This window comes from Cryomorphaceae bacterium, from assembly GCA_007695365.1.
GTDB lineage: Bacteria > Bacteroidota > Bacteroidia > Flavobacteriales_D > SKUL01 > SKUL01.
Window position 1 is genome coordinate 88511 of record REDV01000083.1, and the last position, 11759, is coordinate 100269.

Below are 11759 nucleotides of genomic sequence, written 5' to 3' on the forward strand. Positions count from 1 at the left end.
ACACACATCAAATGTATCTGTGTACAGCCGGCCAAAATTGTATTTATCGGACATTTTGAAAGTAGTGCCCTTCAATGGGGCCCATCAATTTGCGGTATTCACCCGGAGTCAGCCGGGTAAACTGTTTGAATGTTCTGATGAAGTGGGGTTGGTCAAAAAATCCCGCACTGTGCGCAATCTGCGAAAGGCTGAGGTTTGAACCATGCATAAGCCTTCTTGCTTTTAGGTACTTGAGGTACAGCAAGGTTTGTTCGCTATTCATTCCTGTTAGCTCTCGAAATTTACGTGTCAGGTGTCGAGGAGAATAACACAATGTATCCGATAAACCCGCAACGGATAATTCTGCAAGGCTTGCAAGTGAAAGTATCTCACCAAAGGCCTTTTCGCGCTTGCTCAAACGCGGACTGGCAGGCAGCAGCCATTGGGCAACGATGTCAATTCTTTTCTGAAAGGACGCTTCTTCGGCCAAACGATACCATAATTCGCTAATGGAAGCATTTACCAAAGCGAGGTCAATACAGGACGCTGCAAACTCTCCGGCCGGAACTCCAAACAGGTGGTACACCGATGAGGCATGGAAAACAACACCAAAAAGCGATTGATTTTCTGGAAGGTACAGCTTAATTGGGGCATGATGATAACCCTGCACAAAGCACTGGGGTAGAACAAACTCCTTGTTGTACAGGCTGGCCTTAAACGCTTGTTCAACTCCAAAATTGAAGATTACCTCAACCACACCCATGGGCACAATCACCTCCTGACAATAGGGGTTGAAGCGATCTATCTGCCATATCAACTGAACCATATCGCTCAGCGGCTCTGTTTGGGGAAAAAAGAGCAACGGATCATCTAAACCTTGTTTGAGGCCGCTCATGGTTGGTTTGCAAAAGGTATAGCAGAGCTCTGCAATGCACTACAAACATACAAAACCACTTAAGACCTGAACACCTCCGCTGCGCGATAGTGTTTTTACACTTTTCCCGGATCAGAAATTCAACTGAAACTGCAAACGCAGCAACCGACCGGCTTCGGTGTTCATCGGGTTGATGGCATTCTCAGCAGTTCTGCGCGAGATGGTGTACATGGCTACCAGCTCAAAGTTCTTGATGGGCTGCCATTCTACTCCAATTTCCAACTCCTGCACTCGGTGTTTGGTGGCGTCGCGTTCGTGCTTCTTCCCTCCTTCATAATAGTGGTAGCGCCCAAAGGGAAAAAACAACTGCTCACCCCATTCAAATTTGTAGCACAGCGTGGCATATCCTCCGTGCAGATCGCGCACATCAATGCGGTTCTCGGTTGGAATGTACTCAGGCCCCCGACCAATGTTGTACTCCGCCTGAATTCCAAAAGGCTGTGGATACAATACAAATGTGGCAGCCGCACGTTGATCTGTGTAGGCAAAGTCAGGATTGCCCTGCACACCTTCAGTAACGAATGGAAGCACCACTTCACCGGTGTAACCCTGAATACCGGGTTCAATAATCTGACCGTTGGCAAATTGAATGGGATAGGTAAAGCGCCCCACAGTGTGAAATTTCCGATTCAAGTCGGGCTGGTTGGCGGTTTGCCCGTTGAAAACACCGAAGCCCACCACGCCGTAATCGCCACTGTGCTTCAAGCCTTTTTGCTGAATTTCAGCAAAGAGTTTTCGGATCTTAAAAGGAGCCCAATAGAAGAAAACTCCAATGTCGCGCTCATTGGCCACGGCACTGTTCAAGCCGTCGTTTCGGTCGAGGGGAATACGGTTTTGGCTCGACTGAAGGTTCTCAAACCCAAAGGGCACCTTGCTCTGGCCTATCCTGAAACGAAACTCCTTTTTATTGTCTAATGCCAGATCAAAATAAGCATCACGGATTTGTGCAAACTGCTGCCTTCCGCCACCAGGCGATGAAGCAAAATCCGGCTGGATATAGAAATAGACCCGCTCGTGAACGTTACCAAAAAAGATGATCCGAATCCTTCGAAAAAAGAACCCTCCGTCTCCACCCCAGGAGCGATCGCATTGCTCGCATTGCAGATCCGGGTTGGTCTCGAACAAACGATTGTAACGCATCTGGGTGTAACCCCTGATATTGATTACATCGGTCCATTTTTTCTCAGGTAAAAAGGTGGCCGCCTCTTTTACCACTAACGTATCTTCAGGTTGCGCCGAAGTTGTTTGTACAGCCACCAGGGCTGCCAAAATGAGCCCAAAGGCTGCTGCGCGAAATGGATGCTTCAAAACCAATATGCTTTCCAAAATTCGGCCGCAAATGTGAATAAATTAAGGTTTGCATAACAATACAGAAGTATTGGTTTAATTCAATTGTAACCACTACTTAACTTTTTGGTAACATATCCGCTGTTTGCGTAACTTTTTGGAAACAATACCATAAATCACTATGAACTAAACGCACGCTAACATCTCTTTTTCTGCGTTTTACGAACTAAAAGAGAACAACAGCCTTACGTTAAGTCGGCTAAAAACCCGTCAAGAAGCGCGTCGTAATTCACTACCCATCAGTAGTTGATTCCCATTTTCTGGTAGATGAAATGCAGCAGCCATGCCGGCCCGATTAACAGAAATTTAAGGTCATCAATAAAGGAAGGCTTCTTCCCCTCAATCTGATGTCCGATGAACTGCCCCACCCATGCCAACACAAAGAGCGAGAGGTACGCGTAGAGGGCTGAATCGGGAAAGTTGAGATTTACCACCTTAACACCGTACAGCACCAACGCCGATATGGCCAGCATTCCTATAGCGACGGGGATAGACAATCTCAAAAAGAAAAGCACTCCTACCACAATGACCAGCGTTCCGAGGTGAAGGTAGGGTAACAACCCGGGGGCAACAGCAGTATCGGCACCGGCCAGCGGAATGAGAGAGAGCAGACCGATGATGGTGAAAAAGATGATAGGAACACATATCCAGTGTATGGCTTTGTTGGCCGGGTTCTGATGGCTTTCGCCGTACTTGTCGAACAATGGTTGTATTTTGCTTTGCATGGCTCTGTGGTTTTGTGGTTTTGTGCTACGAGCTAAATATAGCAAAAAAAATCTGAGCCCTACTCCGCAACACCTTGAAAATACTGCCAAAGCGGGTCATCGGGCACTGGAGCCACCCAACTTACAGGCTCCTTTTTCACCGGGTGTATCAAACTGAGTGCGCGGGCGTGTAAGTGAATACCACCGTTGGGATTGGAGCGGTCAAAGCCGTATTTCAGGTCGCCTTTGATGGGACACCCCATGGCTGCCAGTTGTACCCTGATTTGATGATGTCTCCCTGTTTCGGGCAGTATCTCCAGGAGGTAATAATCATTGCTTTTGGCAAGTAGCCTGTAATGCAGACGGGCTTCTTTGGAATCGCTACGCACTTCTTTGCTTACATAGCTCTTGTTTTGCTTCTCTACCTTGTAGAGCTGATGCACCAGCCTACCTTCATTTTGCGGCGGGGCTTGCTTTACCACAGCCCAATAGGTTTTCTGCACTTCGCGCGTGCTGAAAGACGCATTCAATCGCGGAAGTGCCTTGCTGGTACGGGCAAAAAGCACCAAACCACTCACGGGTCGGTCTAAGCGATGTACCACGCCACAGTACACATTACCCTGTTTGTTGTATTTGATTTTGAGATACTCCTTTATCACCTCGCTCAGCGGCATATCGCCTGTGTGATCGCCCTGCACAATATCTCCTGCGCGCTTGTTGACAGCAATCACATGGTTGTCTTCATACACCACCTGCAGATTCTGAGGTGTAGATCGCTAGGCTTTTCCGGCCATCAGTACTGTTCGCGCTCGTTGGGAAAGTCCACGTTTCGCACGTCCTTTACGTAGTTGGAAATGGCGCCGTGCATTTCTTCGTAAAGGTTGTGGTAGCGTCGCAAGAAGCGCGGGTGAAACTCCTGGTTGATGCCCAGCATATCGTGCACCACCAGCACCTGCCCGTCGGTACCTGCTCCGGCCCCTATTCCGATGGTAGGAATCTGGATGGCTTCGGAAACACGCGTGGCCAGTTTGGCAGGAATCTTCTCCAGCACGATGGAGAAACAACCCGTTTCTTCGAGAATGGCAGCGTCTTCGAGCAGTCGTTTTGCCTCTTCCTCCTCTTTGGCGCGCACCACGTAGGTTCCGAATTTGTAAATGCTCTGCGGTGTGAGGCCGAGGTGTCCCATTACCGGGATTCCGGCCGACAGAATACGCTCAATAGACTCGCGGATTTCGCGTCCCCCTTCCATCTTAATACCGTGTGCTCCCGATTCTTTCATGATTCGTATGGCCGACGACAACGCCTCCTTGGAGTTTCCCTGGTAGCTACCAAAGGGCAGATCAACCACCACCAATGCGCGCTGCACGCCCCGCACCACCGATGCTGCGTGATAAATCATCTGATCGAGGGTAATGGGCAACGTGGTTTCGTGACCCGCCATGACGTTGGAAGCCGAGTCGCCCACCAGAATCACATCCACACCGGCTGCATCAACAATCCGGGCCATCGAAAAGTCGTAGGCAGTAAGCATGGCTATTTTTTCCTTTTTAAGCTTCATCTCCTGAAGCACGTGGGTGGTAACCCTTTTTACATTGCTGTGAACTGACATCTGCACTAGTGTTTAAGATGAGCAAAGGTAGGGTTATCCAACAAACAGCACATTTGTAACCGCCCATATGAGCCATCAACCGCTTCCGTCAATCATACGCCATCCGATGCAGCAATCCAACCATTGCTCAAATAACGCCTACCGTAAAATCCGAAAGCCCTACATTTGCCTTGTTAAAACCGCTGGAATGAAACAATACGGGTTGTTATTTTTACTCATCGCGCTGGGCTTGTGGTCCTGCGAAACCAAGGTGGATCTCAACGCTCCCTACGAGCGCTACACCACGGTTTACGGTCTTGTTGACCTCAGCGCCGACACCCAGGTAGTGCGCATCAACAAGGCTTTTCTGGGTGAAGGAAATGCCCTTGATTTTGCACAAGTACCCGATTCGAGCCAATACGACCCCAACGATTTGGAAGTGACCCTGGAGTTCGCCAATCAAACAGTTGAACTTACCCCTCACATAGTGCCCAACCGCCCTTCCGGTGCATTCTTCGACCAGGATGTTCAGGTGTTTATAACTACTGAAAATCTCAGGGTAAACAATCAGGGAAACCCCATTAATCTCAATGTAAACCCCAACCAGCTGGTGAACGAGTACACCCTGAATATCAAGGTGAACGGTGAGACCATTATCGGTAAAACGGCCCCGACTTTTCTGCGACAGATCTCCATTGCCATTCCTTTCCCCAACAACCAGGGAGGCTCCAGCTTTGACAATAGCGAGAACTGGATGGTTTCTGAAGGTGTTTTCAGCCAGAACAAACGTATGCGCATGTTATCGGAGCCAAGTGCCGTGCGTTATGAAGCGCGCATTGAATTTCGCTACAAAGAGCACTACCTGGACGGAACAGTGAAAAACCGCACCTATGTTTGGGGATTGGGCAGCCACGAGGCAGCACTGGGTTCTACCTCCTCACAGTTTGAAAAGCCCTATTTTCCTGAAGACATCTTCAACGGTATTGCAAACAGCATTGTGTGCGATCCGCAGATAGCCTTCCGCTCACTCGACTCCTGCGATTTTGTAATGCTTGCCGCCGGAGAGGACCTGGCCCGCTACATGACCATCAACACGCCTGTTACTGGTATCGTTACAGAGCGCCCGGAGTTCAGCAATATTGAAGGCGAGCGCGCATTGGGCCTGTTTTCCAGCCGATACAAACTGGTGAGGAGAAAACTCCTGAGCAGTGCTACCCGGCAGGAGTTCCAGATTAACCCGGTGATGCAGCCCTACTGCTTTTGCAACCCGGCCATTCCCGGTTCCTGCCCCACCGGTCCCTGCGACTGCGACTAAAGGCTGCTGGCAGTCCCACCCGGCTTTTTCTTGACAATTTGTCGGAATTATCAGGTGCATGACACGCTTTATTGTGTCAAATTTGCACGTATGCACCCATTTCGGGCGCTGGTATAAAAATTGACTCCTGCGAGGCAACACGAATCAGCAAACTTTATTGAAATGGGTAAAATAATTGGAATAGACTTAGGTACCACCAACTCCTGCGTATCTGTAATGGAAGGCAACGAGCCGGTGGTGATTGCCAACAGCGAAGGAAAGCGCACCACGCCGTCCATCGTTGCATTTGTAGAAGGTGGAGAGCGAAAAGTGGGCGACCCGGCCAAACGACAGGCCATCACCAACCCCGAAAAAACTGTTCACTCTATTAAGCGGTTTATGGGAACTTCTTTTGACGAGGTGGCCAAAGAAATTGATCGCATGCCGTACAAAGTGGTAAAAGGCGACAACAACACACCGCGCGTACAGATTGACGACCGCAAATACTCACCGCAGGAAATCTCTGCCATGATTCTTCAGAAAATGAAGAAAACCGCAGAAGACTACCTCGGCCAGGAAGTAACCGAAGCGGTGATTACCGTTCCGGCCTACTTTAACGATGCGCAGCGTCAGGCAACCAAAGAAGCGGGCGAAATTGCCGGATTGCAGGTGAAGCGTATCATCAACGAGCCCACCGCTGCGGCGCTGGCTTACGGTCTTGGCAAGAAAACCACTGACCTGAAAGTGGCCGTATTCGACCTCGGTGGTGGAACACACGACGTTTCCATCCTGGAGCTTGGAGATGGCGTATTTGAAGTACTCTCAACCGACGGTGATACCCACCTGGGCGGTGACGATTTTGACCAGCGCATCATCGACTGGCTTGCCGACGAGTTCAAAAATGACGAGGGTGTAGATCTGCGTCGCGACCCGATGGCGCTGCAACGCTTGAAAGAAGCTGCCGAAAAAGCCAAAATTGAACTTTCCAGCTCGAGCGAAACCGAAATTAACTTGCCCTATATCATGCCGGTTGACGGTGTGCCCAAGCACCTTGTGCGCAAGTTGAGCCGGTCTAAATTTGAGCAGATTTGCGATGACCTGATTAAGAAAACCATTGCTCCCTGTGAATCGGCCCTGAAAGCCGCAGGTTTGTCGGTGAGCGACATCAACGAGGTGATCCTGGTGGGAGGTTCTACGCGTATTCCCGCAGTGCAGGACGCCGTGAAGGCCTTCTTCAAAAAAGACCCTTCCAAAGGTGTGAACCCCGACGAAGTGGTGGCCATCGGAGCCGGTATTCAGGGAAGTGTTCTCAGTGGCGACACCAAAGATGTGTTGTTGCTTGATGTAACACCACTCTCATTGGGAATTGAAACCATGGGCGGTGTAATGACGCGACTGATTGACGCCAACACCACCATCCCCACTAACAAGTCGGAAGTGTTTTCTACGGCCAGTGACAATCAGCCCTCGGTAGAAATTCACGTACTGCAGGGAGAGCGCCCCATGGCCAAGGACAACCGCACCATCGGACGTTTTCACCTGGACGGCATTCCTCCTGCTCCGCGCGGCGTGCCGCAAGTTGAGGTAACCTTTGACATTGACGCCAACGGAATCATTAACGTAAGCGCCAAAGACAAGGCCACCAATAAAGAGCAGAGCATTCGCATTGAGGCTTCCAGCGGCTTGAGCCCGGAAGAAATTGAGCGCATGAAGAAAGAAGCCGAAGCCAACGCCGAAAGCGACAAGCAGGCCAAGGAAACCGCTGAAAAGCTCAACCAGGCCGACGCGCTGATCTTCCAAACCGAAAAGCAGCTCAAAGAGTTTGGCGACAAAATTCCTGCCGACAAAAAGCAGCCCATTGAGGACGCACTCGCTGAGTTGAAAAAGGCACACGAAAGCAAGGATCTTGCTGCTATTGACGGTGCCATGGAAAAGCTCAACACCGTATTCCAGGCTGCCAGCCAGGATATGTACCAGGCACAACAGCAAAGCCAAAACGGAGACGGGCAATCTGCACAAGGTAGCTCATCCGACGAAGAAGTAACCGATGTGGACTTTGAAGAAGTGAAAGACGACAACAAGTAAGCACATCAGTAAAACCATCATCAAAGCGGAATCGCCATTGCGGTTCCGCTTTTTTGTTTGCGGGGGTTGCTGTTTAGAAACGAGTCATACATGGAGCGATGTGATTCCTCTGTTGGCAAGTTTACAGGGCTGTGAGAAGTTTTTTAACCTGATTTTGCAAGAACATTCAGATCAAGCCAAGTTGTGGGAACCCTCAACTGCCACAATCATCTTATCTACAAAGGCATCCAGACTTTCTTCAGCGTTGTTGTTGCTATGTTGCACTGTAAGCTGACCACATTGCTGTAATGTTTTTACATTTTTATCTGAAGCATCGGCCATGTCTGCATTGTACGGTGGTTTTGCGCCATTGGCAGGTCTGGGAAAATCCACCCGTTTGTAGTTCTTCACTTCAACTCCATCCAGCGACTCATAGAGTTTCTGCACCTGGTAATTTACGGTGTTGAGGGCTCCGTCCATCATAATATCGGGTGTTTTCTTCGCCCAGGTCAGAAGCTTCCATCGCGAGGCCTTTTCCGGACTTCCCAGATCGGGGTACCCCCCGCCCGTTCCGAGCGAAAGCATCTGCATATTGCGCGCAGTGGGAAAGGCTTTATTTGGGTTTAGATCATCCTGCCAACCGGGAAAAACTGTACCCCTGGCCTCGGCATAAGCACACATGGCCGGGTTGTTGGCAAATACGCCCCCGTCAAGGTTCACCATGCGTTGGCCGTTTTGCACGTGAAAACCCAACATGGCCGGGTTAAAATACGTGGGAGCGGCTGAGGTAGATCGAAGCACCTCGCGCAGCAGGAAATCTCCTTTTTCAGCCTTCTCCTCCCTGCTGTTGAAAAACACCGCCGTGCCATTGTACATATTGTAGGATGTGATGATACAAGGCTTCAGCAACTCGCTGAGCATACAATCACCCAGTTTTTTCACCATAAGGCTTTCCAGGCGTTTTTCAGTGTACCTGGCCGCGCCCACCAACAACTGACCGAATGTACCGCGTTTTTTCGATTGATTAAAAATCTCTTCTCCGTATTGAACGTAGAAATCCAGCGCATCTTCGGCGGTGAATTTGGGTCGCCCGTGCTCATCCGGAACCAGGAGCATGGCTCCCAATATGGCTCCGGTACTGGTACCGGCCACCAAATCTACATAATCGGCAATGCGTTTGTCATCACCTTTCTTTTCGCGAATGCGTTTTTCTATGTGCACAAGCACGGTGGCGGGAATGATTCCGCGGATTCCCCCGCCGTCAATGGACAGGATGTTGATTTTGTTGCGTGGCATGGTGGGTTGGTTTGAGGTTTATCGTCTCAAAACTAACCATTACGCATCCATTCAACAACATTTACGGTGAATAAACGGGTGTCAGGAGTTTCTCCGGATTGGCATTTTGGAATATTTTCCGGTTAAAATCGGTATAATAGAATTTTTTCCGCATTCGAGTAGCTATTATGGAAAATATTCCCGAAATTTGAAAGTATTTTGGCTTATTATGGAAAATATTCCTGATTTACATCTCGAAGAAGTCATCTTTGCATCGGCCGATAAAAAGGTCTCAGCGCAGATTTCCAAGCTGGTCAGGGCAGGCAAAGTCCGCAAAATTGCCCCGCGCGTGTACAGCTCCAACCATATCGATACTGCTGGAGACATTGTAAGGCGAAATCTGTTTCGAATTCTTGGACATTTGTATCCGGGCGCTGTGGTAAGTCACCGCTCGGCGTTTGAATACAAACCTACCGAAGCAGGTCATATTTTCCTGTCCTACAAATACACCCGAAAAATCAATTTGCCCGGTGTGACCGTGAGATTGCTCGAAGGCCCAGCAGCCATTAACGGCGACACTCCATTCATGGGTCAGATATTTACCTCTCAGCAGGCACGGGCCTTTCTGGAGAATCTGCAGATTTCCAAAACGCCGGGGCCAAGGTCCAAAACACTTCCCGTTTCGGTGATAGAAGAAAAGCTGGAGCGAATGGTGCGAATGAATGGTGAGCAAGCGCTCAATAAGCTGCGTGACGAGGCAAAACACGTTGCAAAAGAGCTCGGGATGGAAAAGCAGTACGCATCGCTAAACCTGCTGATCAGCGCAATTTTATCTACACACAACGCCAATGTACTCTCTTCACCCCTTGCTGCGGCGCGAGCCTTTGGTTATCCGTACGACCCCGGTCGGCTGCAACTGTTTGAGGAATTGTTCAGGGCATTGCACGCAGAGGTGTTTGAGAACCGACCCGACAAGAACTTTTCCGCACAGTCTTTCAGGAACTTTGCGTTTTTCGAAAGCTACTTTTCCAATTTTATTGAAGGGACGGTATTCACGGTGAACGAAGCCAAAACCATTGTTGAAACGAATCAACCGATGCTCACCAGGAATGAAGATTCGCACGATGTACTCGGAACCTTCAAAATCGTTTCGAACAGGCGGGAGATGTCCAAAACACCCTCCTCCCCCGATGAACTCCTCGCCATTCTGCAATACCGACACAAGGCCTTGCTCAGTGCCCGTACAGAAAAAAACCCCGGACTCTTCAAAGACCGGAACAATTATGCCGGACAAACCGCATTTGTTGACTTCAATTTGGTAAGAGGCACGCTCATCAAGAGTTTCGACTATTACCGTGCTTTGAAACACCCTTTTGCAAAGGCCGCGTATATGATGTTTGTGATCAGTGAGGTACATCCTTTTCTGGACGGTAACGGGCGTATCGCGAGAATCATGATGAATGCAGAGATGGTGGCGGGCAGGCAAAGCAAAATTATGATTCCGACGGTGTATCGAGACGACTACTTAGGTGCGCTCAGAAGACTCACACGTAATGGAGATACAGCCCCCTATATACGTATGCTCCTGCGCGCCTCTTTGTTCAGCTGGCATGTTTATTCCAATGATATGGACGGTATGCAAAGGCTTCTGGAAGCTTCCGACTCCTTTCTGGAGCACACCGAAGGACGGCTGAAAATTCCGAAGCCCTAAATTGCGGGGGATGCGTACAACCGGGCCATTCACCCCTTGCTACTCCTTCAATCTTTCGAGGGTAAATTTGTAGGTATCTATCATTGCGTGCTCCTGGCCCCAGAGGTCGCCCATATACTGACCAAACAACACATAGTTTTCCAGGGTTTGGTTTTCTTCAAGCATCTCGCGGCTAAAAAGCAGTTCAATCAGCCTCCCGAGCGATTTTTCTACAAACTCCTGTTGTTGATACACCATGATGACATCTATCCGCGTTTGCAAATCGAAGTTGATGTTTTGCGCGTTGATATAGCCCCAGGCGTGCCGCGTTAAAAACTCGCGCATCAGGCTGCTGCTGTCGCCTGCCAGATGCTCTAAGGAAAAACGCCCTTGAGTCAGCACCGCACTGTCGGTTTCCAGCAATTGAAAAGTGCGGTCCATCACCTCTTTGTGGTACGGAGCCCATCGCTCGAGTACGTCCAGGTTGTTTTCCATTTCGTGAACAATGGCCGCCAATGCTTTCCGGGTTTCGCGCTTTTCGATGCTGGTCATCCTACACTCATTGAGTGCAAAAGCCAAAAACACACTGGTAAAAATCAGCACCGCCTGTACAGCGTGGTCGCGCATTTTCGGGCTGAAATTCCAAGCTATTTTGGTAAGGATGCTCATGGGTTGGGTCATGGCGAAGGTAGCGATTTTGGCCTATGAAAAGGTTAAGTGAATGGAGTCTATCAGGGAAGCGAGTTTCTCTACCTGCTTTCTTTCCCTCAGAGTGACTCGTAGAGGACGCTGAGGGCGGTTAGTATTTCGAGCCAACCGCTGCCTCGTTGCTTCCAGAGCTTTGAATCCTGCGCCACATTTCCTCACCCAACTTTCATTGTACT

Annotated in this window: 10 protein-coding genes; 3 read left to right on the plus strand and 7 right to left on the minus strand. The window is 49.6% G+C overall.

What is annotated here, in order from left to right:
- Window positions 1–43 precede the first annotated feature (43 nt).
- The 5 genes from EA392_07565 to panB all read right to left on the minus strand — a co-directional run bounded on the left by EA392_07565 (window position 44) and on the right by panB (window position 4573).
- Entirely contained in the window at window positions 44–874 is an 831-nt protein-coding gene (locus EA392_07565; protein ID TVR39187.1) for an AraC family transcriptional regulator, read from the minus strand.
- Window positions 875–985: 111 nt separating this feature from the next.
- A complete protein-coding gene (locus EA392_07570) occupies window positions 986–2221 on the minus strand; it encodes a porin (protein ID TVR39203.1) in 1236 nt (411 codons plus the stop codon).
- 278 nt (window positions 2222–2499) lie between these two features.
- Window positions 2500–2985, minus strand: a complete 486-nt coding sequence (locus tag EA392_07575; GenBank protein ID TVR39188.1) for a DUF962 domain-containing protein — start codon at window positions 2983–2985, stop codon at window positions 2500–2502.
- A 59-nt stretch (window positions 2986–3044) separates the two neighbouring features.
- Window positions 3045–3722 carry an RNA pseudouridine synthase gene (locus EA392_07580; protein ID TVR39189.1) on the minus strand — a complete coding sequence of 226 codons (678 nt, stop codon included), beginning with the start codon at window positions 3720–3722 and terminating at the stop codon, window positions 3045–3047.
- 35 nt (window positions 3723–3757) lie between these two features.
- Window positions 3758–4573, minus strand: coding sequence for a 3-methyl-2-oxobutanoate hydroxymethyltransferase (gene panB / locus EA392_07585; protein TVR39190.1), 816 nt, complete (start codon window positions 4571–4573; stop codon window positions 3758–3760).
- Window positions 4574–4760: 187 nt separating this feature from the next.
- Here panB and EA392_07590 point away from each other — a divergent pair, with 187 nt between their 5' ends.
- Both EA392_07590 and dnaK read left to right on the plus strand, forming a co-directional pair.
- A complete protein-coding gene (locus EA392_07590) occupies window positions 4761–5867 on the plus strand; it encodes a hypothetical protein (GenBank protein ID TVR39191.1) in 1107 nt (368 codons plus the stop codon).
- A gap of 162 nt (window positions 5868–6029) precedes the next feature.
- Window positions 6030–7931, plus strand: a complete 1902-nt coding sequence (dnaK, locus tag EA392_07595) for a molecular chaperone DnaK (GenBank protein TVR39204.1) — start codon at window positions 6030–6032, stop codon at window positions 7929–7931.
- Window positions 7932–8102: 171 nt separating this feature from the next.
- On the opposite strand, the gene EA392_07600 is transcribed toward dnaK, so the two are convergent.
- On the minus strand, window positions 8103–9206 hold the full coding sequence (locus EA392_07600; protein ID TVR39192.1) for a hypothetical protein: 1104 nt from the start codon (window positions 9204–9206) through the stop codon (window positions 8103–8105).
- 208 nt (window positions 9207–9414) lie between these two features.
- Between EA392_07600 and EA392_07605 the strand changes: the two genes are divergently transcribed.
- The gene (locus EA392_07605; GenBank protein ID TVR39193.1) at window positions 9415–10896 is read left to right on the plus strand and encodes a cell filamentation protein Fic; all 1482 of its coding nucleotides are present in this window, start codon (window positions 9415–9417) and stop codon (window positions 10894–10896) included.
- A 39-nt stretch (window positions 10897–10935) separates the two neighbouring features.
- Here EA392_07605 and EA392_07610 read toward each other — a convergent pair whose 3' ends face one another.
- On the minus strand, window positions 10936–11556 hold the full coding sequence (locus EA392_07610) for a hypothetical protein (GenBank protein ID TVR39194.1): 621 nt from the start codon (window positions 11554–11556) through the stop codon (window positions 10936–10938).
- Window positions 11557–11759 lie beyond the last annotated feature (203 nt).

Coding starts and splice junctions, on each gene's coding strand:
- EA392_07565 (TVR39187.1), bottom strand. CDS start 874: ATGAGCGGCCTCAAACAAGGTTTAGATGATCCGTTGCTCTTTTTTCCC.
- EA392_07575 (TVR39188.1), bottom strand. CDS start 2,985: ATGCAAAGCAAAATACAACCATTGTTCGACAAGTACGGCGAAAGCCAT.
- panB (TVR39190.1), bottom strand. CDS start 4,573: ATGTCAGTTCACAGCAATGTAAAAAGGGTTACCACCCACGTGCTTCAG.
- EA392_07590 (TVR39191.1), top strand. CDS start 4,761: ATGAAACAATACGGGTTGTTATTTTTACTCATCGCGCTGGGCTTGTGG.
- dnaK (TVR39204.1), top strand. CDS start 6,030: ATGGGTAAAATAATTGGAATAGACTTAGGTACCACCAACTCCTGCGTA.
- EA392_07600 (TVR39192.1), bottom strand. CDS start 9,206: ATGCCACGCAACAAAATCAACATCCTGTCCATTGACGGCGGGGGAATC.
- EA392_07605 (TVR39193.1), top strand. CDS start 9,415: ATGGAAAATATTCCTGATTTACATCTCGAAGAAGTCATCTTTGCATCG.
- EA392_07610 (TVR39194.1), bottom strand. CDS start 11,556: ATGACCCAACCCATGAGCATCCTTACCAAAATAGCTTGGAATTTCAGC.